The following is a 25787-nucleotide window of genomic DNA, read 5'->3' as shown; positions in this document are numbered from 1 at the left end:
AGCTCAACGAACGTGGTTTTAGGGGCTTTAGCGCACGCAAAAGTCTTAGAAAATGGACGTCGCGCCGATCTGAAACACTAAGCAAATAATTGCAGATGGCACTAAAGGAAGATGGTTTTGGTGATGCCCGTGAACGTTTGGATATACTGGCGCTAGACAGAGATGTTCTGATTAAGGATCTTATAACTATGGTTAGTCAAACCAATGAACAAGCATTAGAGTCAACCATTGAAAAATGTTTGGTAGGTATCAGTACTGAGGACCTCAAAGGTGGCCTAAGCCCCCAATTCTCCGGTGCAGGGTATGTCATTGGTGCTCCTAGTGACTTTAATATGCAATATGCCATTGATGAGCGTTTCTTCTGGCAATTTATTGAAAAGACACAAGAAACTGAACTGACTAAATTACAAAAAAATAATCCAGCAGATTGGCAACGCAAGTTATTGGAACGGTTTGATCGGCTCATCAAAAAGCACGGTATTTTGCACGTGCTCAAGAAAGGCCTGAGTGTAGATGATGCCCACTTCATTTTGCTCTACCCAGCACCACTGGCAAGCAGTAGTGAAAAAGTAAAGCGAAACTTTGCTGATAACGTTTTCAGTTGTACTAGGCAGGTACGTTACTCGGTAGCAAATCCTTTACAAGAAATAGACATGGTGTTGTTCATTAACGGTATACCGTTGATCACCCTAGAGTTAAAAAATGCCTGGACGGGACAAACAGCTCGCTACCATGGGCAAAAGCAATATCGTGACGATCGTGATTCTACTCAGCCATTACTGACCTTTGGTCGTTGTCTGGTGCATATGGCAGTGGATACGGATGAGGTCTACATGACCACGAAGTTGGCGGGAAGCAATACATTTTTCTTGCCGTTCAATAAAGGACACAACCTTGGCCAGGGTAATCCTCCTAACCCAGCAGGGCACAAAACGGCATATCTATGGCAAGAGATATTCACCAAAGAAAGCCTGGCCAACATCATTCAGCATTTTGTCCGTCTGGATGGCACAAGTAAAGAATCATTAACGAAGCGAACCTTGTTTTTCCCTCGATACCACCAACTAGATGTTGTCAGAAAATTGGTCGATCATGCTGCTACTCATGGCGTTGGTCAGACATATTTAATCCAACACTCGGCTGGTTCTGGTAAGTCTAATTCAATTACCTGGGCTGCCTATCAGCTTATTGAGACCTATCCTGCTACCGAATCTGTGGCAGGAGGTAAAAGCCTGGAGCAGCCTTTATTCGACTCTGTGATTGTCGTGACTGACAGACGCCTGTTGGATAAGCAATTACGGGACAATATTAAAGAGTTTTCAGAGGTAAAAAATATTATTGCCCCTGCGCATAAATCATCTGAACTTAAGCAAGCTCTTGAAAACGGCAAGAAGATCATTATTACGACGATTCAAAAATTTCCGTTTATCATTGATGGTATTGCCGACCTGAGTGATAAGCGTTTCGCCGTGATAATCGATGAGGCGCACAGTTCTCAGTCTGGTTCAGCGCATGACAATATGAACCGAGCAATGGGTAAGACTGACGTTGAAGAGGCTGAGGATGCTCAGGATAAAATACTTCAGGCTATGAAGTCACGTAAAATGCGAGGTAATGCATCATATCTGGCGTTTACGGCAACGCCGAAAAACAGTACGTTAGAAAAATTTGGAGAACACCAAGAAGATGGTGCGTTTAAACCCTTCCATCTTTACTCGATGAAGCAAGCGATAGAAGAAGGTTTTATTCTGGACGTGCTTGCCAATTATACGACTTACAAGAGCTATTATGAGATTGAAAAATCGATAGCTGACAACCCAGAGTTCGATACTAAAAAAGCCCAGAAAAAACTTAGAGCCTATGTTGAACGCAGTCAGCAGACTATAGATACGAAGGCAGAGATCATGCTGGAGCATTTTGTGCCTCACGTGGTCAATGCGAAAAAGCTCAAAGGCAAAGGAAAAGGGATGGTAGTAACTCAAAACATTGAGACTGCCATTCGTTACTACAAAGCCATCAAACGTATACTTGAAGAACAAAGCAACCCATTTAAAATCCTGATTGCATTTTCTGGTACGAAAGAAGTTGATGGAATTGAGTACACTGAAGCTGATATCAATGGTTTTGCCGAAACTGATACTAAAGATATGTTTGACACTGATGAATATCGACTTTTAGTTGTCGCCAATAAATATCTTACCGGATTCGACCAGCCAAAGCTTTGTGCGATGTATGTGGATAAAAAGCTAGCGAGCGTCTTGTGTGTGCAAGCATTGTCGCGACTCAATCGTAGTGCACCCAAGTTGGGAAAGAAAACAGAAGATTTGTTTGTACTGGATTTCTTCAATTCTGTTGAAGACATTCAGTTAGCATTTGACCCATTTTATACTGCTACATCTTTGTCGCAAGCTACCGATATCAACGTGTTGCATGAGTTAAAAGATGAAATGGACGATGTGGGGGTTTATGAGTGGCATGAGGTTGAAGACTTTGTAACTCGTTATTTTAATAACGAGGATGCCCAAAATCTTAGCCCGATAATCGATGTTGCAGCAGCTCGTTTTGACTGTGAGTTAGAACTCGAATCTGAAGCTAAAGTTGATTTCAAAATTAAAGCCAAACAATTCGTGAAAATCTACGGGCAAATGGCCTCTATCATGCCTTATGAGATGGTGGCTTGGGAGAAACTGTTCTGGTTCCTGAAATTCCTCATACCTAAGCTGAAAGTTGAAGACCCTGATGCAGATGCCATTGATGAGCTTTTAGATTCTGTTGATTTGAGTTCCTATGGGCTGCAACGTGTGAAGCTCAATCACACAATCAAGTTGAGCGATGAGGAAGCTGAGCTTGATCCACAAAACCCAAATCCACGTGGAGCACATAGCAGTGAAAAGGAAAAAGATCCATTAGACGAAATAATTCGCACCTTCAATGAGAGATGGTTCCAGGGGTGGAGCGCTACGCCTGAAGAACAGAAAGTGAAGTTTATAAACATTGCTGAGAGCATTCGTAATCACCCTGATTTTGAGTCTAAGTATAAAAATAATCCTGATCCACATAACAGAAATTTGGCTTTTGAAAAGATGCTTAAAGAGATCATGTTGCAACGACGTAAGGATGAGCTGGAGCTTTATAAACTGTTCGCAGGGGACTCAGCATTCAAAGCATCCTGGACACAAAGCATGCAACGAATGATCGGCGAGTAAATTGGAGCTTCCCCAGAGATAATTCTGTATTTGTTGCTAAGATCAGCGAAAACATTAGAATTGAAGAAGAGTTGAGGTTAATAAACCTCAACTTAATTCATGCCATAAGAAAACCGTTACAGTATTTAAATTAAACACCCCAAACATTAACTGTTTTTGCATCAAAAACTTTCACTTTCGCGTGGAATTTTGATTGAATTGAACGAATATGTTCCGCATCATTATCAGAATAAACCCCGATATACACACTCCATAGTTTTGGAGGTGTTTTATTTTGAGCATGGGTGGCTTTGTTGATCGCATCAATGATATGCTCATCATACTCACCAAAGTTAAAACCGAAAGTAATCAAAGAGCCATCTAATGATGATAATTTATCAAAGCAATGTGATAGATATCTATTATGCCTAATATGACTAAGTTTCTCATCTCCATTTCCGGCTGTTACAAAAATTGGATAACTTCCTCTATCAAGTCTTTTTTTAATCTTCTCTAATAAAAAATTACTTTGATCATATTGTTCCTTTTCGATATTAATCCCTGAGTCAAAAATATGTAAAGCACCATGTAAATAATGAACATTTTGGTTCTCTATGTTTGGCCCCCACACAAGATCAGAATATTCTGGCGTTTCTCCACGGAGCACTTCATCAAGATTTTCTATCTCTCGACCAAAGCCATCGATAGCATTTTCAACATGCTTTCTCATAAGGGTCCAATATAATAACATGTCATAATTCGTAGAAAAAACATGCCCGCCGCTTTTAATAAATAAATTTAAGAATTCAGCACAAGCAATTATCTTTTTCTCTGGGATTTTATATACATGCTCAGGATGAAGTTGATGTATCGAACTTAGCAAACCGTCTTTCAACTTTTTGCTTGCTAAAATAATATCACTCTGCAACTTATCATCCGAGCCAAAAGCCTTTAATAAAGCCAATGTTGTATCTAATTGCTGCATTACTAATTCAAAATTTTTAGTTTTTATCACATCAAAAAGTTTATTTATTAATTGATCATCTCTTGAAGTTAAAAAGTTGTAGAGGGCGTTATAAGAGAATATTTCGTTATCATAGGCCATACTAAAACCATTCCCCATAAGTAGAGAGCATGGCCGAGATTTCTTATGTAGATAAGTAATTACTTCCTCAAAACTCATTATTTCCATTTAATTCTTTATTCCTAAAAACAATCCAAGCTTGGATATATTCGCTATTATTCACAGCACTAAGACTAAAGAAGTCGATAGTAAACATCTGTAATCTTCATCACATTTACATAAGCAGAAGATCTTCAAATGAAAGAAAATATGTTATAGTGATTAATAATTATACACTTATAGGAAAATGCGCTGAGATTTTTCATCAAAGTATCTCAGCACATTTCAATTATTTTTTCGAAAAATCAAACGGACTTATCCCCTTCACCCGATTAGCATCCAGATAATCCGCCCACCACTGCAACATCAGTCTGCGTTCATCCAAGTGCTCGGCCTTATGGATATAAGCTGCACGTACTGAGTTACGCTCCTGGTGACTCATCTGCCGCTCTACCGCATCTCTCGACCACAGCCCCGACTCAATCAACGAACTACACGCCATCGTTCTGAAACCATGCCCACAGACTTCCGTTTTGGTGTCATAGCCCATAACTCGCAAAGCCTTGTTCACCGTGTTCTCACTCATGGGTTTACGGGGATCGTGATCGCCTACGAAAATCAGCTCTCGATTCCCATTCATGCTTTTAATCTTTTCCAGAATAGTTAAGGCTTGCCGCGACAAAGGAACAAGATGAGGCGTCCGCATCTTTGAACCACGCTGAGAATGTTTAACTCCTTCCAGCGGTTCACGCTCACTTGGAATCGTCCACATAGCCGTTTCAAAATCCACTTCTGACCAACGGGCAAAGCGTAACTCGCTCGAGCGGATAAAGACTAACAAAGTAAGCTCGACAGCTAATCTAGTTAAAGGCCTGCCGGAATAATGATCAATGCGATGAAGTAATTCAGGTATACGGTTAAGCTCCAAAGCCGCACGATGTTGTCTTTTCGCCGTAGCAACCGCACCAGCAATCTCTTGCGCGGGGTTGTAGTCGATTAAGCCGCTCTGAACGGCATACCGCATAATCGCGGTAGTACGCTGCTGTAAACGGGCGGCGACTTCAAGGCGTCCGGATGACTCGACTGCTTTGATGGGTACAAGCAGATCCCGTGTCTTCAATTCAGCAATGTTCCGCTTACCGATGGCTGAAAAGAGATTATCTTCCAGGCTTTTCAATACACGAGCACTATGCGACTCAGACCACTTTTGATTGCTGGCGTGCCAGTCTCTGGCTACCACTTCAAACGTTATCGCCTCTTGCTCCAGCTCTACCTTAACGGCTTTCTTGTTCTCACTGGGATCGACGCCATTAGCTAATAGTTTACGGGCTTCATCCCGCCGTGACCTGGCATCCGCCTGCGAGACTTCGGGATATTTTCCCAACGCCAGCATCTTTTCTTTACCGCCGAAGCGATAACGCAACCGCCAGTATTTGGAGCCGTTAGGGTGAACCAGCAGAACCATGCCGTCGCCGTCAGTCAGTTTATAGGCTTTTGCTTCAGGCTTAGCCGAACGAACCTTCACATCACTCAGAGCCATGATGAGAATCCTTTCAAGGGTCCTGTGTGGGTACAAACATAATCGAACCGGGATATACCCGCAGTTGTACCCGCATCAGTAAGTTGATGTAGATTGAATCAGGTTGACTTAGGTTGAGTGGAAAAGCGAGGGAAGCCTTGTGGATACTGGATTTCAGACACAAAAAAAGACGTCCGTTGACGTCTATTGATGTTCCGATGGTGCCGAAGGCCGGACTCGAACCGGCACGTATTTCTACGGTTGATTTTGAATCAACTGCGTCTACCGATTTCGCCACTCCGGCACGGAAGGGATACGCTGATAGCGGGTGGCATTATACCTGTTGCTCATCCCTGTGCAAGCCTTGCCCAGCGTAAGCCCTTCTGAACGACGAAAAAACAGTCACTCCGCCCGCTTTCCCTACTCTTCTGGAACCTTGCTCGCAAAACGCTGCAACGTGACCGCTGTGGTTTACATTCCCCGCACTTTGTTATCTGATCCTGTTACGGGTTTCGTTATTCACCATCCGAATCAATCAGGACAACGTATGCGGTTTTATCAGGTCGACCCCACGCGGGAAAGCTACTGGCGCGGGGTGATCCTTTTTGGCAAGAACTTCGCGACCTATAAGTTTGCGCTGGCGCATGCGCTGTATGACGTCTCTCATGAGCATGAAGTTATCCGCCTTGAAGATTTGGCGGTCCCGTTCAGCCGTCATCTCTGCGCGCATCTGCGGGATGCCTCCAAACAAACGCTCAATATGAGCAAACCCGGACCGTTGCTGAAAGCCTGCATGCAGTTTAACGAGGGCGTTATCGCCGACGACCAGCTCATTCAACAGACCGTGAAGCACGGGTTCGGCATTGTGCTGGACGCGTTTCACAACGTCGGAGGCGGGCCTATCGCCAAACAGTTTTTCATCAATGAGCAGCGGGAAAGTAAAAGCATCCGCCTGACGGATGATTTTTATCACCTCATTCAAAGCGCTCAGTTTCACAACCTGAGGCATGAAACAGATGCCCGCTGGCGTCTGGTGGAGAAAGCCTGGGAGATGAATCTCCCGCCTGAATTGTTGGACGTGCATTACGACCCGAATCAGGAAACGCTGTTCACCCGGTTGAAATCGTCACGCATCACCCTCACCAGTTGCCGAAACAGTCTGAATGGCTATCAGAAAGGACACTGTTTCTACTGCCATGCGCCTGTCAGTCTTGAGCCGGGGCATGCGCAACTGGCCGACGTCGACCATTTTTTACCGTTGAAAATACAGCCGTCGATGCCTGGCGTGAACCTGAACGGGGTCTGGAATCTGGTGCTGGCCTGTCAGCCGTGTAATCGGGGCATTGAAGGCAAGTCAGATCGTGTCCCGGAGCTGGATCTGCTGTATCGTCTTCACGCCCGCAATGAATACTTTATTAACAGTCGCTTGCCGTTGCATGAGGCGATTATTAATCAGACGGGCACGAATGAGCCGACGCGCAGGTCGTTTTTAAACGAGAGCTGGAACGCAGCCTTACGTCTTCGACTGCAAAAATGGAATCCACCCCTTCGGGAGACACTGATCCTCTGATGACCATAAACTTTTACCAGACCAACGCCCAGCCGTTTTTTGACAGCACCGTGAGGGTGGATATGTCCTCCCTGTATGCCGCTTTCACCACTCAGCTTCCGCCTGCGGCGCGAGTGCTGGACGCAGGCTGCGGCTCCGGGCGCGACAGCAAAGCCTTTCGCCAGATGGGCTATCAAGTTGAGGCCTTCGACGCCTCATCGGAAATGGTCAAACTGGCTTCGCACTATGCCGGTATTCCGGTACGACATTTGACGTTTCAGGCGCTCGATGAGACCGAGCGCTACGATGGTATCTGGTGCTGCGCGTCGTTACTGCATGTGCCTGCTGCGGAGCTTTCGGATGCGATGCAAACCCTGGCTCGCGCCCTGAAGCCCGGCGGCGTGTGGTATGTCTCGTTCAAATACGGTGATGGCGAGCGCGAAAAAGACGGTCGCCATTTTACCGATCACAATGAGCAATCGCTGGCTGGCCTTATTGAGCAGCTCACTGGCATTGATATTCAGTCGATGTGGCTGACGGAAGATAAGCGCCCGGAGCGGAATGAAATCTGGCTGAATGCCCTGTTAATTAAGGCATAGTTCCCCACACTCAGACCTTTCCCGCCGCCTTCTGTTAAGCACCGCCGCTTGCCATGCTCTACACTTCCAGTTCAACATCAAATTGAGGGAAGTGCGATGTCCATCATAAAAAGCTACGCCGCGAAACAGGCGGGTGCCGATCTGGAAGTCTGGGAATACGACGCGGGTGAACTGCAGCCGGAAGACGTCGAGGTGCAGGTCGATTACTGCGGCATTTGCCATTCAGACCTGTCGATGATCGACAACGAATGGGGCATGTCGAGCTATCCGCTGGTTGCAGGCCATGAAGTGATTGGTCGCGTGGCGGCGCTGGGCGCGGCGGCTCAGAATAAAGGCCTGAAAGTGGGCCAGCGCGTGGGCGTGGGCTGGACGGCGCGCAGCTGCGGACATTGCGATGCCTGCATCAGCGGCAACCAAATCAACTGTCTGGAAGGCTCGCTGCCAACCATCATCAACCGCGGCGGCTTTGCCGATAAACTGCGCGCCGACTGGCAATGGGTCATTCCCCTGCCGGAAAGCATCGATATCGAATCCGCAGGCCCGCTGCTGTGCGGCGGCATTACCGTTTTCAAACCGCTGCTGCTCAATAACGTCACCGCCACCAGCCGCGTGGGCGTGATTGGTATCGGCGGCCTGGGGCATATCGCCATCAAACTGCTGCACGCCATGGGTGCAGAAGTGACGGCGTTCAGCTCTAATCCGGCGAAAGAGAAAGAAGTGCTGGCGATGGGTGCCGACCGCGTAGTTAACAGCCGTGATCCGGAAGCGCTGAAACAGCTGGCCGGGCAGTTCGACCTGATCATCAACACCGTGAGCGTGGATCTGGACTGGCAGCCGTACTTCGAAGCGCTGGCCTACGGCGGCAACTTCCATACCGTCGGCGCGGTGATGAAGCCGTTGCAGGTGCCTGCCTTTACCCTGATTGGCGGCGACCGCAGCATCTCCGGTTCTGCCACCGGTAACCCGGCGGAACTGCGCAAGCTGATGAAGTTTGCCGGACGCACCAAAGTGGCCCCGACCACCGAGCTGTTCCCGATGTCGCAAATCAACGAAGCCCTGAAGCACGTCCGTGAGGGCAAAGCCCGTTATCGCGTGGTGCTGAAAGCGGATTTTTAAGTCTCGCGCGTTGAGTAATGAGTGCCCGGCGGCGGCGACGCCTTGCCGGGCTTACAGGATTAGCCAGTCATCATCGCCGCGAACACTTCTGCTATTGCCACCGCACCCGGGTCGGTCACGCCGTCCAGGTTCTCCTTGTTCACATACGACGAACGTCCTGCGCCCGCTTTCTGCATCCGGGCGGTGCTTTCGGCTCCCGTTTTCGCCGCGCTGACGGCAGCTTGCATGCCCTGGTCGCGAAGAGCTTCCAGCGCCGGTTGCAGAGCGTCGATTAACGTCCGATCGCCCAGGTCGGCCCCGCCATACTGTTTCATCTGCATCAGCCCACTGAGCAACGCGTCGGGCAGCTTTTTGCCGTCGTGAATCGCCTGTCCGGCCGCGGTAAAGAAGATAGACATCAACACCCCGCTGGAGCCCCCCATCACCGTCGCTAATCGGTCGCCGATCAGCTGCAATAGCTGCGCGCTGTTATTCAGCGGCAGTTTGCCCGCGTTCAGCAGTTGGGCGATATCCCGCGCACCTTCGGCAAAGGTTGAGCCGGTATCGCCATCGCCCACTTTAGCATCCAGCGCGTTGAGGCGGTTTTCCAGGTCGATAAGCGTCCGGGTGGCGGCTGTGAGCCCCGCTTTCACCTGCGGGTTGTCAGACGGCGTGGCTTCCACGCTGTCGTGAATTTTGCTGTAAGCCACGGTTTTCAACGGGGCGAACGCCACCGGTTTTTGCCAACCGATGGTCTCGACTTCGGCCTGGAGTGCCTCCTCAAACGCCGGAGTGAGCTTCAGGACCGAGAGCGAGAAACCTTTCATGTCCAGCGAGCTGACCAGCGCCGCCGGGCCAATCAGCCAGCTAATCTGCCCTTGTAATGCCGAGTGCGCCAGCTCTTTGGTCAGCAGCGCCATCTCCAGCGCCGAGACGCCGCCGAGGTTGTTGATCAGCACCGCTACCTTCGCGTCGCCGATGTGCTTCAGCAACGGTTTAACCAGGGTGTCGATGATGGTTTTGCTGTTATGGCTGTCGACCACCGAGGCACCCGGTTCGCCGTGGATCCCCAGGCCCAGCTCGACGTGCCCGGGTTTGATGCGCCCTTCTGCGTCATCGCTGCCCGGCAGGTTACAGCTCTCCATCGCCACGCCGAGGCTGTACACGTTATCGCACGCCTGTTGGGCGATGTGCCGCACTTCGCTGAGAGATTTCCCCTGTTCGGCGGCGTGGCCTGCGATTTTATGCACCAGCGCGGTGCCCGCGATGCCGCGCGGCTGTTTGTTGTCCGGCAGGGCGATGTCGTCGGCGACAATCACCATCTCGACTTTCAGGCCGTGACGTTTGGCTTTCTCCGCCGCCAGGCCGAAGTTCAGACGGTCGCCGGTGTAGTTTTTCACAATCAGCAGGCAGCCGCGATCGCCGGTCACCGCCACGATGGCGTTGAGCACCGCATCCACGCTCGGCGAGGCGAACAGGTCGCCGCATACCGCCGCGGTGAGCATCCCTTTGCCGACAAATCCGGCATGCGCCGGTTCGTGGCCGGAGCCACCGCCGGAAATCACCGCCACGCGGCTTTTATCCCAGTCGCCACGGGCAATAATGCGGATAGCCGGGTCGATGTCTAACCGCACCAGGTTGCCGTGCGGGGCCGATAAGACGATGCCTTCGATGGCATCATTGACCAGCTGTTTGCGGTCATTAAAGAAAAATCTGGACATTACCTTTCACTCTTTTGAAACGTTCATTGCAAACGGATAGCAAAAGCATAGTCGGCGCTGCGGTTTACGCCGCAAAGAGCGGAATTCCCTCATCATATTTTCACCGGCTTTAACCTATACTCTGCCTTGAATCTACGGAGGAAACACCATGAGCTCACCCTTGCTGATAGCCCAGACCACGGAACAACAGCTCTATTTACTGCCCGGCATGGCCAACCGCCACGGGCTGATCACCGGCGCGACGGGGACCGGGAAAACCGTCACCCTGCAAAAAATGGCCGAGTCATTTTCCGCGATCGGCGTGCCGGTGTTTATGGCCGATGTGAAAGGCGATTTAACCGGCGTGGCGAAGGAGGGGCAAGCCTCGGAGAAACTGCTCGAGCGGCTGAAAAAAATCGGCGTGACCGACTGGCAGCCGCACGGTAATCCGGTGGTGGTGTGGGATATTTTCGGCGAGAAGGGGCATCCGGTTCGCGCCACGGTCTCTGACCTCGGGCCGCTGCTGCTGGCGCGCCTGCTCAATCTAAATGAAATCCAGACCGGCGTGCTGAACATTATCTTTCGCATTGCTGACGATCAGGGTCTGCTCCTGCTCGACTTTAAAGATCTGCGTGCCATTACCCAGTACATCGGCGATAACGCCAAATCGTTCCAGAATCAGTACGGTAATATCAGCGGGGCATCGGTGGGTGCTATCCAGCGCGGGCTGCTGACGCTCGAACAACAGGGCGCGGAGCACTTCTTCGGCGAGCCGATGCTCGACATCAAAGACTGGATGCGCACCGACAGCAACGGCAAAGGGATTATCAACATCCTGAGCGCCGAAAAGCTCTATCAGATGCCGAAACTGTACGCTGCCAGCCTGCTGTGGATGCTCTCCGAGCTGTACGAACAACTGCCGGAAGCGGGCGACCTCGAGAAACCCAAACTGGTGTTCTTCTTTGATGAAGCGCACCTGCTGTTCAGCGATGCGCCGCAGGTGCTGCTGGATAAAATCGAGCAGGTTATCCGCCTGATCCGCTCCAAAGCGGTGGGCGTTTATTTTGTCTCGCAGAACCCGTCTGATATTCCCGATAACGTGCTCGGCCAGCTTGGCAACCGCGTGCAGCACGCCCTGCGCGCCTTTACGCCGAAGGATCAGAAAGCGGTGAAAACCGCGGCACAGACCATGCGTGCCAATCCGGCGTTCGATACCGAAAAGGCAATTCAGGAACTGGGCACCGGCGAGGCGCTGGTGTCGTTCCTCGATGAAAAAGGCAGCCCGTCGGTGGTGCAGCGTGCGATGGTGATTGCCCCGAGTTCGCGCATGGGGCCAGTGACCGACGATGAGCGCAATGGGCTTATCAATAACTCGCCGCTGTACGGCAAGTATGAAGATGAGGTCGACCGCGAATCAGCGTTCGAGAAGCTGCAACAGGGTGTGCAGGCCACGGCGGAAGAACAGAACGCGCCTCCGGCGAAAGGGACGGCGGTGAATGTCGACGACGGTATTCTCGGCGGGTTGAAGGATATTCTGTTTGGCACCACCGGGCCACGCGGCGGCAAGCGCGATGGCGTGGTGCAGACGATGGCGAAGAGCGCCATTCGGCAGATTACCAATCAGATAGTACGCGGGATGCTGGGGAGTTTGCTGGGAGGCAGAAAGCGGTGATTTGTTTGCCCGGCGGCGCTACGCTTGCGCCGCCGGGCGCTCGAGTGGATTACGCTTTACGCGTCATCAGCCACAGGCTAATCAGGAAGAAGCTGGCACTTGGCAGCAGCGCCCCGACAATCGGCGGAATGCCGTACACCAGGGTCAGCGGGCCGAAGATCTGGTCGAGGACGTAGAACACGAAGCCGAAACTTATCCCCGTTACCACCCGCACACCCATCGCCACGCTCCGCAGCGGGCCGAAGATGAACGACAGCGCCATCAGCATCATCACCGCTACCGACATCGGCTGGAAGATTTTACTCCACATGTTCAGCTGGTAGCGCCCGGCGTCCTGGCCGCTGGACTTGAGATACTTCACGTAGTTGTGCAGGCCGCTAATCGACAGCGCATCCGGGTCCAGTGCCACCACGCCCAGTTTGTCCGGGGTGAGGTTGGTTTTCCAGGTGCCGCTGACAGTCTGTGAACCAGTGACCTGCTTCGGATCGGTCAGGTTAGATTCATCCACCTGCGACAGCCGCCAGGTTTTGGCGTCTTTATCAAATTTCGCCGAGGCGGCGTAGCGCACCGACTGCAAACGACGCTTGTCGTTGAAGCTGTAGATGCTGATGCCACCGAGTTCATCGTCGCCTTTGATGCGTTCGATGTAGATGTAATTATTGCCGTCTTTCGCCCACATGCCTTGCTGGGTAGACAGCAGCGAACCGCCGTACATCGCCTGCGCACGCAGGTTACGTGCCATCTGTTCGCCCTGCGGGGCAACCCATTCGCCGATAGCCATCGTCAGCAGCACCAGCGGAATCGCGGTTTTCATCACCGCCATCGCCACCTGCATACGGGTGAAACCGGACGCCTGCATGACCACCAGTTCGCTACGCTGCGCCAGCATCCCTAAGCCCAACAGCGCGCCAAGCAGCGCTGCCATCGGGAAGAAAATTTGCACGTCTTTTGGAATGCTGAGCAGGGTATACATGCCTGCGCCCAGCGCGTCATAGCTGCCCTGCCCGGCTTTTTTCAGCTGGTCGACAAACTTGATGATGCCCGAGAGCGACACCAGCATGAACAGGGTCATCATGATGGTGGTGAAAATGGTTTTACCGATATAGCGGTCGAGTACGCCAAATAGCTGCATTATACCGCTCCTTTCCCGCTAATCCGTTCCCGAAGGCGGCGCATCGGTATCGTATCCCAAAGGTTCAGCCCCACCGCCAACGCAAAGTAGAGCAGGTTGATCGCCCACATCCACATCGTCGGGTCAATTTTGCCTTTGCCGCCGTTGGATTTGAGCGAGGTCTGCACCAGGAAGAACACCAGATACAGCAGCATTGCAGGCAGCATCGACAGCACGCGCCCCTGACGCGGATTGACCACGCTCAACGGAACCACCATCAGCGCCATGATAAACACCGTCGCGACCAGCGTCAGACGCCAGTGCAGTTCGGCGCGGGCCTTCGACGTGTCGGCATTCCACAGCGCGGTCATGCTCATCTGTTCGGTATCGTTCGGATCGAGGGCCACGGTCTGATGACCGATAATCGCCTGGTAATCTTTAAAATCGGTGATGCGGAAATCACGCAGCATTGCGGTGCCCTCAAAGCGGGTGCCCTGATTGAGGTTCACTACCTGAGCGCCATCTTTACGCTGGGAGAGATGCCCGGAGTCGGCGACGACCACGGACGGACGCGCGTTGCCGTTAGGGCGGATTTGCGCCATGAACACATCATGGAATTCGCTGCCGCTCACCCCTTCGATAAACAGCACCGAGCTGCCATCGCTGGCCTGCTGGAACTGGCCCTGGGCCAGCGCCGCCATGCCCGGGTTGGCTTTGGCTTCGGCTAAGACTTCGTCCTGATGGCGTGAGGACCACGGCCCGGCCCACATCACGTTGACCGCAGCCACAATGGCGGTGAACAGCGCGAGGATCATCGCGGCTTTCACCAGCACGGCTTTACTCAGGCCGCACGCGTGCATCACCGTAATTTCACTTTCGGTGTAGAGTTTGCCCAACGTCATCAACAGGCCGAGGAACAGACTGAGGGGCAGAATAAGTTGCGCCATTTCTGGCACCCCGAGTCCCAGCAGGGACAGCACGAGGTTCGTGGGGATTTCACCGTCCACCGCAGCGCCGAGGATCCTGACCAGTTTCTGACAGAAAAAAATCAGAAGCAGGATGAAGAGGATCGCCAGCTGGCTTTTCAGCGTCTCCCGCACCAGATATCTTATGATTATCACTATAAATACGCCCGTTAAAACCTGTCTTATTGCAGGAAAATTGCTTGTTTCATGGCTTAAACGTCATTTATTCTCTTGAGTCGTCGAAAACATCGCTAAGATTAGAAGACTCAGCGGCTTTACGTTTCAGACCCGGTTCTGACGAGCCAACATCGCGATATCGTTAAGATTAACACGAAGTCACCGCAACAGCGGACATGAGTTACGAAAGCTTGCAATTCTATCCGTAGCCACCGCCGTTGTCTTTAAGATTCAGGAGCGTAGTGCATGGAGTTCAGTGTAAAAAGCGGTAGCCCGGAGAAACAACGGAGTGCCTGTATCGTTGTTGGCGTCTTTGAACCACGCCGTCTGTCCCCGATCGCAGAACAACTCGATAAGATAAGCGACGGCTATATCAGCGCCCTGCTGCGCCGTGGCGAGCTGGAAGGCAAACCTGGCCAAACTCTGCTGCTGCACCACGTGCCGAACGTGCTCTCCGAGCGCATTCTGCTGATTGGCTGCGGTAAAGAACGCGAGCTTGATGAGCGTCAGTATAAGCAAGTTATCCAGAAAACGATTAATACGCTGAATGACACCGGCTCAATGGAAGCGGTTTGCTTCCTGACAGAGCTGCACGTCAAAGGCCGCAACAATTACTGGAAAGTACGCCAGGCGGTTGAGACCGCCAAAGAGACGCTGTACAGCTTCGACCAGTTGAAAACCAACAAAAGCGAGCCGCGCCGCCCGCTGCGTAAAATGGTGTTCAACGTGCCAACGCGTCGTGAACTGACCAGCGGCGAGCGCGCTATCCAGCACGGTCTGGCGATTGCCGCGGGCATTAAAGCCGCGAAAGATCTCGGCAATATGCCGCCGAACATCTGTAACGCAGGCTATCTCGCCTCGCAGGCACGCCAGCTGGCGGATTCCTACAGCAAGAACGTCGTTACCCGCGTGATCGGTGAACAGCAGATGCGCGAGCTGGGGATGCATTCCTATCTGGCGGTCGGCAACGGCTCGCAGAACGAATCCCTGATGTCGGTCATTGAGTACAAAGGTAATCCGTCCGAAGATGCCCGTCCGATTGTGCTGGTCGGGAAAGGCCTGACCTTCGACTCCGGCGGGATCTCCATCAAGCCTGCCGAAGGCATGGACGAGATGAAGTACGACATGTGCGGGGCAGCCGCGGTGTACGGCGTGATGCGCATGGTGGCTGAACTTCAGCTGCCGCTGAACGTGGTCGGCATTCTGGCGGGCTGTGAAAACATGCCTGGCGGACGCGCCTATCGTCCGGGCGACGTACTGACCACCATGTCTGGCCAGACCGTGGAAGTGCTGAACACCGATGCCGAAGGGCGTCTGGTGCTGTGTGACGTGCTGACCTACGTGGAACGCTTCGAGCCGGAAGCGGTTATCGACGTGGCGACCCTGACCGGGGCCTGTGTGATTGCCCTCGGCCATCACATTACCGGCCTGATGTCGAACCACAACCCGCTGGCGCATGAGCTGATCGGCGCGTCCGAACAGGCCGGTGACCGCGCGTGGCGTCTGCCGCTCGGCGACGAGTATCAGGAACAGCTGGAAACCAACTTTGCGGATATGGCGAACATCGGAGGCCGTCCTGGCGGGGCCATTACCGCGGGCTGCTTCCTGTCGCGCTTTGCCCGCAAGTACAACTGGGCACACCTCGACATCGCCGGGACCGCATGGCGTTCTGGTAAAGCCAAAGGCGCAACCGGTCGTCCGGTCGCCCTGCTGTCTCAGTTCCTGCTGAATCGCGCCGGTTTTAGCGGCGAAGAGTAAGAAAGTTGTTGCCCGGCAGTACGTTGCTGCCGGGCCTACCGGATTGGTTTAAATCCACGATAAGAAGCCCCATATTATGAAGAATGCGACGTTCTACCTGCTCGACAACGACAACACCGCCGACGGCTTAAGCGCCGTGGAGCAGCTGGTGTGTGAACTGGCGGCGGACAGGTGGCGGGCGGGCAAGCGCATTCTGATTGCCTGTGAAGATGAGAAGCAGGCCATTCGCCTCGATGAGGCGCTATGGTCGCGGCCACCGGAAAGCTTCGTGCCGCATAATCTGTCGGGTGAAGGCCCACGCGGCGGTGCGCCGGTGGAAATTGCCTGGCCGCAAAAGCGTAACAGCAGCCCGCGGGATATCCTGATAAGCCTGCGCGTCGGCTTTGCAGATTTTGCCACCGCTTTCACAGAAGTGATAGACTTCGTTCCTCACGAAGACTCTTTGAAACAACTGGCGCGCGATCGCTATAAAGCGTACCGCATGGCTGGTTTTAACCTGAATACGGCAACCTGGAAATAATGGAAAAGACATATAACCCACAAGATATCGAACAGCCGCTTTACGAGCACTGGGAAAAGCAGGGCTATTTCAAACCGAATGGTGATGAAAGCCAGGAAAGCTTCTGCATCATGATCCCGCCGCCGAACGTCACCGGCAGTTTGCATATGGGTCATGCCTTCCAGCAAACCATCATGGATACGATGATCCGCTACCAGCGTATGCAGGGTAAAAATACCCTGTGGCAGGCCGGGACGGACCACGCGGGTATCGCTACCCAGATGGTGGTTGAACGTAAAATTGCCGCTGAAGAAGGTAAAACCCGTCACGACTACGGTCGCGAAGCCTTTATCGATAAAATCTGGCAGTGGAAAGCCGAATCCGGCGGCACCATTACCCGCCAGATGCGCCGTCTCGGTAACTCCGTAGACTGGGAGCGCGAGCGTTTCACTATGGATGAAGGTCTTTCCAATGCCGTGAAAGAAGTCTTCGTCCGCCTGTATCAGGAAGATTTGATCTATCGTGGTAAGCGTCTGGTCAACTGGGACCCGAAACTGCGTACCGCGATTTCTGACCTGGAAGTGGAAAACCGCGAGTCTAAAGGCTCGATGTGGCACATCCGCTATCCGCTGGCTGACGGCGCGAAAACCGCCGATGGCAAAGATTACTTAGTGGTAGCGACCACCCGTCCGGAAACCCTGCTGGGTGATACCGGCGTGGCCGTCAACCCGGAAGATCCGCGTTATAAAGATCTGATCGGCAAATTCGTGCTGCTGCCGCTGGTGAACCGCCGTATTCCTGTCGTGGGCGACGAACACGCCGACATGGAAAAAGGCACCGGCTGCGTGAAAATCACCCCGGCGCATGACTTTAACGACTACGAAGTCGGGAAACGTCACGCCCTGCCGATGATCAACATCCTGACCTTCGACGGCGATATCCGCGAAAGCGCGCAGGTGTTCGACACCAAAGGTGAAGAGTCTGACGTTTACTCCGCTGACATCCCGGCTGAATTCCAGAATCTGGAGCGTTTCGCCGCGCGTAAAGCGGTGGTAGCTGCCATTGATGCCCTCGGCCTGCTCGAAGAAATCAAACCTCACGACCTGACCGTGCCGTACGGCGATCGTGGCGGCGTGGTTATCGAACCGATGCTGACCGACCAGTGGTACGTGCGTGCCGACGTGCTGGCGAAACCGGCGGTTGAAGCGGTTGAGAACGGCGACATCCAGTTCGTGCCGAAGCAGTACGAAAACATGTATTTCTCCTGGATGCGTGATATTCAGGACTGGTGTATTTCCCGTCAGCTGTGGTGGGGTCACCGCATCCCGGCGTGGTACGACAACGAAGGCAATGTGTTCGTTGGCCGCACCGAAGACGAAGTGCGTCAGGAAAATAACCTCGGCGCTGACGTGGCGCTGCGCCAGGACGAAGACGTGCTCGACACCTGGTTCTCCTCCGCGCTGTGGACCTTCTCAACGCTGGGCTGGCCGGAAAATACCGACGCACTGCGTCAGTTCCACCCGACCAGCGTGATGGTCTCCGGCTTCGACATCATCTTCTTCTGGATTGCCCGCATGATCATGATGACCATGCACTTCATCAAAGATGAAGACGGCAAGCCGCAGATCCCGTTCAAGACCATCTACATGACCGGTCTGATTCGTGATGACGAAGGCCAGAAGATGTCCAAATCCAAGGGCAACGTCATTGACCCACTGGATATGGTCGACGGGATTTCGTTGGCAGACCTGTTGGAGAAACGTACCGGCAACATGATGCAGCCGCAGCTGGCCGAGAAAATCGCCAAGCGCACCGAGAAGCAATTCCCGGACGGCATCGAGCCGCACGGCACCGACGCCCTGCGCTTCACCCTGGCGGCACTGGCTTCGACCGGTCGCGACATCAACTGGGATATGAAGCGTCTGGAAGGTTACCGTAACTTCTGTAATAAGCTGTGGAACGCCAGCCGCTTTGTGCTGATGAACACTGAAGACCAGGATTGCGGCTTCAACGGTGGCGAAATGACGCTGTCGCTGGCCGATCGCTGGATCCTCGCCGAGTTCAACCAGACCATTAAAGCGTACCGTGACGCGCTGGATAACTTCCGCTTCGATATCGCGGCAGGCATCCTGTATGAGTTCACCTGGAACCAGTTCTGTGACTGGTATCTTGAGCTGACCAAGCCTGTCATGACCGGTGGAACAGAAGCGGAACTGCGTGGCACTCGCCATACGCTGGTGACGGTGCTGGAAGGTCTGCTGCGTATTGCGCATCCGATCATTCCATTCATCACTGAAACCATCTGGCAGCGAGTGAAGGTTATCGCCGGTATTTCTGCCGACACCATCATGCTTCAACCGTTCCCGGCATTCGATGCCGCTCAGGTGGATGAAGCCGCGCTGGCCGATACCGAATGGCTGAAGCAGGCGATCATCGCGGTGCGTAACATTCGCGCGGAGATGAACATCTCTCCAGGCAAACCGCTGGAACTGCTGCTGCGTGGTTGCAGCAAAGACGCGGAGCGTCGTGTGAACGACAATCGTGGCTTCCTGCAAACGCTGGCGCGTCTGGACAGCATCATCGTGCTGGCAGCCGAGGAGAAAGGTCCCGTCTCCGTGACCAAAATCATCGACGGCGCAGAGCTGCTGATCCCGATGGCTGGCCTCATCAACAAAGAAGATGAGCTGGCGCGTCTGGCGAAAGAAGTGGCGAAAATCGAAGGTGAAATTAGCCGCATCGAAAGCAAGCTCTCCAACGAAGGTTTCGTGGCGCGTGCCCCGGAAGCGGTTATCGCTAAAGAACGTGAGAAACTGGACGGCTACGCAGAAGCGAAAGCCAAGATCATCGAGCAACAAGCGGTGATTGCTGCGCTGTAATCCCTCCTCCCCCTTACGCGGCAGCGCGTAAGGGGTCTCCTTCCTGAAATATCCTCGCTTGCACTGCTTTTTCTGCAATGTTATTAACAGCGTTAACTGTCATTTTTTTTCTTGAGTAAAGCTATGAACGTGATGACCGAAGCCGCAACGACACTGCGTCGACTGACTGCCGAGGACAACCCGGCGATTGCCCGCGTCATTCGTCAGGTCTCTGCCGAATATGGCCTGACCGCCGATAAAGGCTATACCGTGGCTGACCCGAATCTGGATGAGCTGTATCAACTCTATAGCCAGCCGGGGCACGCTTATTGGGTGATTGAACTGGACGGGAACGTGGTGGGCGGCGGCGGCGTGGCACCGTTAACCTGTAGCGAGCCGGATATTTGCGAACTGCAAAAAATGTATTTTCTGCCTGAGGCTCGCGGAAAAGGCATGGCTAAAAAATTGGCGCTGATGGCGATTGATCACGCCCGGAAGCACGGTTTTACCCGCTGCTATCTGGAAACCACCGCGTTTCTGAAAGAAGCCATTGCGCTGTATGAGCACCTCGGCTTTGAGCATATCGACGGCCCGTTGGGCTGTACCGGCCACGTCGATTGCGAAGTCCGGATGCTGAAGGTGCTGTAATCATTCCCTCTCTTTACGCAGAGGGGATCCCGCTATGAAAACGAAACTCTGCATCCGGGGTTGAAATCAGCCCCGCTTCGACCTCGCCAAATAAACGCACCCGCGGGGTGATGTCTTCGTCAGACACCTGCTGCGCCAGCGTCAGGTAATCCTGATAATGGCGTGCCTCGGAGCGCAACAGCGACAGATAAAACGTCTGCAAGTCTTCATCCAGATACGGTGCAAGGGCGGCAAATCGCTCGCAGGAACGCGCTTCGATGTATGCCCCACAAATCAGCTTATCGATAAGCGTTAACGGTTCGTGGGTGCGCACCTCTTTCAGCATCCCTTTGGCATAGCGGCTGGCGGTGATTTTCACGTACGGAATGTCGCGGGCCTGCATGATCTCCCGCACCTGGCAGAAGTGGTGCAGTTCCTCTTTGATGAGCAGCACCATGCGGTCGATAAGCTGTCGGCCCCACGGGTCGTCGGTTTGGGGCATCACGCTTTTGCTAATCTGCTTTTGCAGCGCAACAAAATCGGGCTCCGGGCCGCCGCGAAAAGCGAAGGCTTCATAGGGCTGCAACCCTGCCAGCAGCGACTCGGCCCCCTCTTTGTCGGCGACGTATTTACGCACCAGCAGCATCGCGGTCTGCGCGGCTTTCAGCTCGCACACCAGATGGTCGGTCAGCAACAGGGGAAGATGTTCAGGGGAACGGGCCTGGTCTATCCACGCCTGCGGAGTTGGGCACTGAAGAAAGGTTAAAACGGGAGCGAGTATCTGCGGGTAATTCATGTGTGCTGCGCGGTCTCATAAAAGGATGCGGCAGAAGGCTCTGCCGCATCGGTCATTACATCAGTCAAAACTTAGTGGCGAACGCCGTCGTCATCTTCATCGATGTAGTCTTCGTCATCGCCTTCTTCGCCTTCCCCGTTAGGATCTTCGAAGTAGGTGCCCCAGCCGTCATATTCCACGCCGAACTTCTCAGCCACGTTCATCAGCTGTTCTACCTGCGAGTCGATAAGCTCCGGGTTGAGCGCACATTCGCTGAGTGCGTCGCAGCAGATAACCACTTCGCCGCCCTCTTCCACTTCCAGCTCTTCCGGCTCGGTCACTTCGTAACCCAGTTTGAAGACTTCTACCGCTACTTTTTCCAGCGTTTCGAAATCGTCCGCCGAGAAGTGGTGCTCGATGGTGTACAGCGCGTCCGGATCGCTGCCATCTTCCAGTAACTCTTCAATAATCAGACGCGTTTCTTCGCGCTGCTCTTCCAGGTGCTCCGGGTTTGCCATAGCTCGTTCCTCAATGATGTTCGGCAGATACTTCTATTTTCACATACCGCAGTCAATGCCTCCACCTTTCCGCGAAAGAATTGTGAAACGGGGTTGCAAATGAATATTCATACATATAAATTGAATTTTAATTCAATAAGTGGCCTATGCCATGAGAGGGAAAAATGTCTGCGTTATACCAGAATCACTTTTTGAAATTACTCGATTTTACACCTGCTCAACTCACTCACCTGCTGACGCTGGCCGCACAGCTTAAAGCCGATAAAAAGAACGGCAATGAAGTGCCCAAACTGACCGGCAAAAACATCGCGCTCATCTTCGAAAAAGACTCGACCCGCACCCGATGCTCTTTCGAAGTTGCCGCATACGATCAGGGCGCACGCGTCACCTACCTCGGCTCAAGCGGCAGCCAGATTGGCCACAAAGAGTCGATTAAAGACACCGCTCGGGTACTGGGCCGGATGTATGACGGTATTCAGTATCGCGGCCACGGCCAGGAAGTGGTGGAGACGCTGGCGCAGTACGCGGGCGTTCCGGTGTGGAACGGCCTGACCAACGCGTTCCACCCGACGCAGCTGCTGGCCGATTTGCTGACCATGCAGGAGCACCTGCCCGGCAAAGCGTTCAATGAGATGACGCTGGTGTATGCCGGGGATGCGCGTAACAACATGGGTAATTCGATGCTGGAAGCGGCTGCGCTAACGGGGCTGGATTTGCGTCTGGTCGCGCCAAAAAGCTGCTGGCCTGACGCCAGTCTGGTCGCCGAATGCAAAGCGCTGGCGCAGAAAAACGGCGGCGATATTACCCTGACAGAAGACGTTGCCGCCGGGGTCAAAAATGCCGATTTCATCTACACCGATGTGTGGGTGTCGATGGGGGAAGCGAAGTCAAAATGGGCCGAGCGTATCGGGCTGCTACGTGACTACCAGGTGAATAAACAGATGCTGAACCTCACCGGCAACCCTCAGGTGAAGTTCCTGCACTGCCTGCCCGCCTTCCATGACGACCAGACCACGCTGGGTAAACAGATGGCCGAGGAGTACGGTTTACACGGTGGAATGGAAGTCACAGACGAGGTGTTTGAGTCAAAAGCCAGCATCGTTTTTGATCAGGCGGAAAACCGGATGCACACCATTAAAGCCGTAATGGTGGCGACGCTGAGTCAGGGGTAATCCCTGGATATGCCCGGCGGCGCGTTGCTTGCCAGGCCTACAAAACGTACGTAGGTCAGCGCAGCGCCACCGGGCATTAACCAACGATTAGTCGACCAACATCTTCACCACCGCCTTGCGCACTTTCGCAGGCGTGCCCACGGCGCACAGCGGCTTATGCACTTCGCCTGGGTAAAACACCACGAAATCCCCTTCGCTTAGCACCACGGTTTTTTCCTGCACCCCTTCCGGCAGAAACGCGATGTCTTTATCCGCCAGCCAGTCGGTGTCCGGGGTGCCCGCCGGTTGGGTGCTGAAAGTCATTCCTTCCTGGCCTTTGAGGATAATTTGAATATCCAGATAGCGCGCGTGATACTCGGCGCGGCGCGCGGCAAGCGGCTCGGTAGTGTCTTCTGAAATCAGATAAAACAGACGGTCACCGTCGATGTCATGCTTACCCAGCGGCGTGGCATCGGTGACATGAGCTTTAACGTGTTCAATGGCCTCACGCAGTTCCTGCGGCAGCCAGCTATGCAGATGGTGAATATTTCCGGCGATCATAAAAACCTCCAAATATAAAACAATGTTTCATTTTGAATTTTTATACCCGCAATCGGTGCGCCATACCACTTCTTTTTTAGGGATATTTGGAGTGACGCAAATTATTCCCAGGCAAACGTTTCCCTGTCTGTGAACGAATCGCTTGATCCGCACGCACAGCTGCGTATAATGCCAGCCGATTTGCCGGGAGGAAGCATGGTCAACTGCGTTCGACATTCTGTCTTACCGCGTCTGAAAACAGACGCTGGCCTGCCGTTTTTCTTCCGTTGCATCACCAAATTCAAGAGCCCCTTTTTAAGGGGCTTTTTTTTTGCCCAGGCGTCAGGAGATAACAATGGCTAACCCGCTATATCAAAAACATATCATTTCCATAAACGATCTCAGCCGCGAAGACCTTGAACTGGTGCTGGCGACTGCCGCCAAACTGAAAGCGCACCCGCAGCCCGAACTGCTGAAGCATAAGGTCATCGCCAGCTGCTTCTTTGAAGCCTCCACCCGTACCCGTCTGTCGTTTGAAACCTCGATGCATCGCCTAGGCGCTAGCGTGGTTGGCTTCTCGGACAGCGCCAACACCTCGCTGGGCAAAAAAGGCGAAACCCTGGCCGATACTATTTCGGTGATCAGCACCTATGTGGATGCGATTGTGATGCGTCACCCGCAGGAAGGCGCGGCGCGTCTGGCGACCGAATTTTCCGGTAACGTGCCGGTGCTTAACGCCGGGGATGGCGCGAACCAGCATCCGACGCAAACCCTGCTCGACCTGTTCACCATTCAGGAAACCCAGGGCCGACTGGAAAACCTCAGCATCGCGATGGTGGGTGACCTGAAATACGGTCGCACCGTACACTCGCTGACCCAGGCGCTGGCCAAATTTAACGGTAACCGCTTCTACTTTATTGCCCCGGACGCGCTGGCGATGCCGCAGTACATTCTCGATATGCTTGATGAGAAAGGCATTGCCTGGAGCCTGCACGGCACCATTGAGGAAGTGATGGCAGAAGTGGATATTCTGTACATGACCCGGGTGCAGAAAGAGCGCCTGGACCCGTCCGAATACGCCAACGTGAAAGCGCAATTTGTCCTGCGTGCGGCGGACCTCGAAGGCGCTCGCAGCAACATGAAGGTGCTGCACCCGCTGCCGCGCATTGATGAAATCACCACCGATGTCGATAAAACCCCGCACGCCTGGTACTTCCAGCAGGCCGGGAACGGCATCTTCGCGCGCCAGGCGTTACTGGCGCTGGTTCTGAACAGCGACCTGGCACTGTAAGGGGAATGACGATGACACACGATAATAAACTTCAGGTAGAAGCCATCAAACGCGGCACGGTAATTGACCATATTCCGGCGCAAATCGGCTTTAAACTGCTGACGCTGTTCAAACTGACCGAAACCGATCAACGCATCACCATCGGTCTGAATCTGCCGTCGGGCGAAATGGGCCGTAAGGATTTGATCAAAATCGAGAATACGTTCCTGACCGACGAGCAGGTCAACCAGCTGTCGCTGTATGCGCCTGAGGCCACGGTGAACCGCATCGACGAGTATGAAGTGGTGGGCAAATCCCGTCCGAGCCTGCCGGCGCGTTTTGAAAGCGTGCTGGTGTGCCCGAACAGCAACTGTATCAGCCACGCGGAGCCGGTCTCATCCAGCTTTAGCGTCAAAAAACGCGCCGATGATATCGCGCTGAAATGCAAATACTGCGAAAAAGAGTTCTCTCATACTGTGGTGTTGGCCAACTAATTGAGGTTGGTATCAGGTGCCGGGCTGCCGTAGACCCAAAATAATTCGAGTTGCATCGAGGCGGCAAGGTAGCGTATCCCGATGAGCTTACATGAGTAAGTGATTCGGGTGCGTGGACGCAGCCAACAAAGATGCAGCTTGAAGTATGAAGGGTATATAATGGCCCGGTTATTTTGAAACCTAAACCCGCTGTCACAAATGGAGACATCATGAGCAAAGTAATCGCGACGGAAAATGCACCAGCAGCCATTGGCCCATACGTTCAGGGCGTTGATTTAGGCAGTATGATTATCACTTCTGGTCAGATCCCGGTATGCCCGAAAACCGGCACCGTAGCAGAAGATGTTGCCGCACAGGCGCGTCAGTCGCTGGAAAACGTGCAGGCTATCGTTGAAGCCGCCGGCCTGAAAGTAGGCGATATCGTCAAAACCACCGTTTTCGTGAAAGACCTCAACGATTTCGCGACCGTTAACGCCACCTACGAAGCTTTCTTCACCGAGCACAACGCCACCTTCCCGGCACGTTCCTGTGTGGAAGTCGCGCGTCTGCCGAAAGATGTGAAGATTGAAATCGAAGCGATTGCCGTTCGTCGTTAATCGCCACGT

At 53.2% G+C, this 25787-nt stretch carries 23 protein-coding genes, 1 tRNA gene and 1 pseudogene; 16 read left to right on the top strand and 9 right to left on the bottom strand.

What is annotated here, in order from left to right; genetic code table 11:
- Positions 1–188: 188 nt before the first annotated feature.
- Positions 189–3206, top strand: a complete 3018-nt coding sequence (locus tag SIK69_RS00570) for a type I restriction endonuclease subunit R (RefSeq protein WP_319785282.1) — start codon at positions 189–191, stop codon at positions 3204–3206.
- Positions 3207–3336: 130 nt separating this feature from the next.
- On the opposite strand, the gene SIK69_RS00565 is transcribed toward SIK69_RS00570, so the two are convergent.
- The 3 genes from SIK69_RS00565 to SIK69_RS00555 all read right to left on the bottom strand — a co-directional run bounded on the left by SIK69_RS00565 (position 3337) and on the right by SIK69_RS00555 (position 6131).
- Complete coding sequence (locus tag SIK69_RS00565; RefSeq protein WP_313485363.1) at positions 3337–4308, bottom strand: DUF4917 family protein; 972 nt, start codon at positions 4306–4308, stop codon at positions 3337–3339.
- 289 nt (positions 4309–4597) lie between these two features.
- The gene (locus SIK69_RS00560) at positions 4598–5848 is read right to left on the bottom strand and encodes a tyrosine-type recombinase/integrase (protein WP_319785159.1); all 1251 of its coding nucleotides are present in this window, start codon (positions 5846–5848) and stop codon (positions 4598–4600) included.
- 198 nt (positions 5849–6046) lie between these two features.
- Positions 6047–6131, bottom strand: a tRNA-Leu gene (locus SIK69_RS00555).
- Positions 6132–6374: 243 nt separating this feature from the next.
- Between SIK69_RS00555 and SIK69_RS00550 the strand changes: the two genes are divergently transcribed.
- The 3 genes from SIK69_RS00550 to ahr all read left to right on the top strand — a co-directional run bounded on the left by SIK69_RS00550 (position 6375) and on the right by ahr (position 9091).
- Positions 6375–7397, top strand: a complete 1023-nt coding sequence (locus SIK69_RS00550; RefSeq protein ID WP_319785158.1) for an HNH endonuclease family protein — start codon at positions 6375–6377, stop codon at positions 7395–7397.
- Entirely contained in the window at positions 7397–7975 is a 579-nt protein-coding gene (locus SIK69_RS00545) for a class I SAM-dependent methyltransferase (protein ID WP_319785157.1), read from the top strand. Before SIK69_RS00550 ends, SIK69_RS00545 begins: the two co-directional genes overlap by 1 nt.
- A gap of 96 nt (positions 7976–8071) precedes the next feature.
- Entirely contained in the window at positions 8072–9091 is a 1020-nt protein-coding gene (gene ahr, locus SIK69_RS00540) for an NADPH-dependent aldehyde reductase Ahr (protein WP_319628351.1), read from the top strand.
- A gap of 59 nt (positions 9092–9150) precedes the next feature.
- On the opposite strand, the gene SIK69_RS00535 is transcribed toward ahr, so the two are convergent.
- Entirely contained in the window at positions 9151–10791 is a 1641-nt protein-coding gene (locus SIK69_RS00535; protein ID WP_319628352.1) for a dihydroxyacetone kinase subunit DhaK, read from the bottom strand.
- Between the two features lie 148 nt (positions 10792–10939).
- On the opposite strand from SIK69_RS00535, the gene SIK69_RS00530 reads away from it, so the two are divergent.
- Positions 10940–12442, top strand: coding sequence for a helicase HerA-like C-terminal domain-containing protein (locus SIK69_RS00530; RefSeq protein ID WP_319785156.1), 1503 nt, complete (start codon positions 10940–10942; stop codon positions 12440–12442).
- A gap of 49 nt (positions 12443–12491) precedes the next feature.
- On the opposite strand, the gene lptG is transcribed toward SIK69_RS00530, so the two are convergent.
- Together lptG and lptF are read right to left on the bottom strand one after the other, a co-directional pair.
- Complete coding sequence (gene lptG, locus SIK69_RS00525; RefSeq protein ID WP_319628354.1) at positions 12492–13574, bottom strand: LPS export ABC transporter permease LptG; 1083 nt, start codon at positions 13572–13574, stop codon at positions 12492–12494.
- Positions 13574–14674: an LPS export ABC transporter permease LptF gene (lptF, locus tag SIK69_RS00520; protein ID WP_319628355.1), complete on the bottom strand. Its 1101-nt coding sequence runs from the start codon at positions 14672–14674 to the stop codon at positions 13574–13576. The genes lptG and lptF overlap by 1 nt, the downstream gene beginning before the upstream one ends.
- A gap of 267 nt (positions 14675–14941) precedes the next feature.
- Here lptF and pepA point away from each other — a divergent pair, with 267 nt between their 5' ends.
- The 4 genes from pepA to SIK69_RS00500 all read left to right on the top strand — a co-directional run bounded on the left by pepA (position 14942) and on the right by SIK69_RS00500 (position 20455).
- A complete protein-coding gene (pepA, locus tag SIK69_RS00515) occupies positions 14942–16453 on the top strand; it encodes a leucyl aminopeptidase (protein WP_319785155.1) in 1512 nt (503 codons plus the stop codon).
- 76 nt (positions 16454–16529) lie between these two features.
- Positions 16530–16973, top strand: coding sequence for a DNA polymerase III subunit chi (holC, locus tag SIK69_RS00510; protein WP_319628357.1), 444 nt, complete (start codon positions 16530–16532; stop codon positions 16971–16973).
- The gene (locus SIK69_RS00505) at positions 16973–19828 is read left to right on the top strand and encodes a valine--tRNA ligase (protein WP_319785154.1); all 2856 of its coding nucleotides are present in this window, start codon (positions 16973–16975) and stop codon (positions 19826–19828) included. The genes holC and SIK69_RS00505 overlap by 1 nt, the downstream gene beginning before the upstream one ends.
- A gap of 123 nt (positions 19829–19951) precedes the next feature.
- Positions 19952–20455, top strand: coding sequence for a GNAT family N-acetyltransferase (locus tag SIK69_RS00500; RefSeq protein WP_319785153.1), 504 nt, complete (start codon positions 19952–19954; stop codon positions 20453–20455).
- Between the two features lie 13 nt (positions 20456–20468).
- On the opposite strand, the gene miaE is transcribed toward SIK69_RS00500, so the two are convergent.
- Together miaE and rraB are read right to left on the bottom strand one after the other, a co-directional pair.
- Positions 20469–21230, bottom strand: coding sequence for a tRNA isopentenyl-2-thiomethyl-A-37 hydroxylase MiaE (gene miaE, locus SIK69_RS00495; protein WP_374941351.1), 762 nt, complete (start codon positions 21228–21230; stop codon positions 20469–20471).
- Between the two features lie 71 nt (positions 21231–21301).
- On the bottom strand, positions 21302–21727 hold the full coding sequence (gene rraB, locus SIK69_RS00490) for a ribonuclease E inhibitor RraB (protein ID WP_319785152.1): 426 nt from the start codon (positions 21725–21727) through the stop codon (positions 21302–21304).
- Positions 21728–21826: 99 nt separating this feature from the next.
- On the opposite strand from rraB, the gene argL reads away from it, so the two are divergent.
- Together argL and argF are read left to right on the top strand one after the other, a co-directional pair.
- Entirely contained in the window at positions 21827–21922 is a 96-nt protein-coding gene (gene argL, locus SIK69_RS22890; RefSeq protein WP_374941335.1) for a putative translational regulatory protein ArgL, read from the top strand.
- Positions 21892–22899 (top strand): ornithine carbamoyltransferase, encoded by a 1008-nt coding sequence (argF, locus tag SIK69_RS00485; protein WP_319785150.1) that lies wholly within the window; start codon positions 21892–21894, stop codon positions 22897–22899. Before argL ends, argF begins: the two co-directional genes overlap by 31 nt.
- Before the next feature lie 87 nt (positions 22900–22986).
- Here the strand turns inward: argF and SIK69_RS00480 are convergent, their stop codons facing one another.
- A complete protein-coding gene (locus SIK69_RS00480) occupies positions 22987–23439 on the bottom strand; it encodes a YhcH/YjgK/YiaL family protein (protein WP_319785149.1) in 453 nt (150 codons plus the stop codon).
- 168 nt (positions 23440–23607) lie between these two features.
- Between SIK69_RS00480 and SIK69_RS00475 the strand changes: the two are divergent.
- From SIK69_RS00475 to SIK69_RS00455, 5 genes and pseudogenes are all read left to right on the top strand, one after another.
- Positions 23608–23700: pseudogene (locus SIK69_RS00475) on the top strand (pyrBI operon leader peptide); the annotation flags it as partial.
- A gap of 5 nt (positions 23701–23705) precedes the next feature.
- Positions 23706–23771, top strand: coding sequence for a pyrBI operon leader peptide (locus SIK69_RS00470; RefSeq protein ID WP_319785281.1), 66 nt, complete (start codon positions 23706–23708; stop codon positions 23769–23771).
- Positions 23772–23773: 2 nt separating this feature from the next.
- Complete coding sequence (gene pyrB, locus SIK69_RS00465; RefSeq protein ID WP_319628364.1) at positions 23774–24709, top strand: aspartate carbamoyltransferase; 936 nt, start codon at positions 23774–23776, stop codon at positions 24707–24709.
- A gap of 11 nt (positions 24710–24720) precedes the next feature.
- Positions 24721–25182 carry an aspartate carbamoyltransferase regulatory subunit gene (gene pyrI / locus SIK69_RS00460; RefSeq protein ID WP_319628365.1) on the top strand — a complete coding sequence of 154 codons (462 nt, stop codon included), beginning with the start codon at positions 24721–24723 and terminating at the stop codon, positions 25180–25182.
- A 209-nt stretch (positions 25183–25391) separates the two neighbouring features.
- Positions 25392–25778, top strand: coding sequence for an enamine/imine deaminase (locus SIK69_RS00455; protein ID WP_319628366.1), 387 nt, complete (start codon positions 25392–25394; stop codon positions 25776–25778).
- Positions 25779–25787 lie beyond the last annotated feature (9 nt).

Origin of the sequence: Scandinavium lactucae, from assembly GCF_033843265.1 — a bacterium.
Classification (GTDB): Bacteria; Pseudomonadota; Gammaproteobacteria; order Enterobacterales; family Enterobacteriaceae; genus Scandinavium; species Scandinavium lactucae.
Note: the sequence above shows the minus strand (reverse complement) of the source record. Positions and strands in the feature narration are given on the sequence as shown.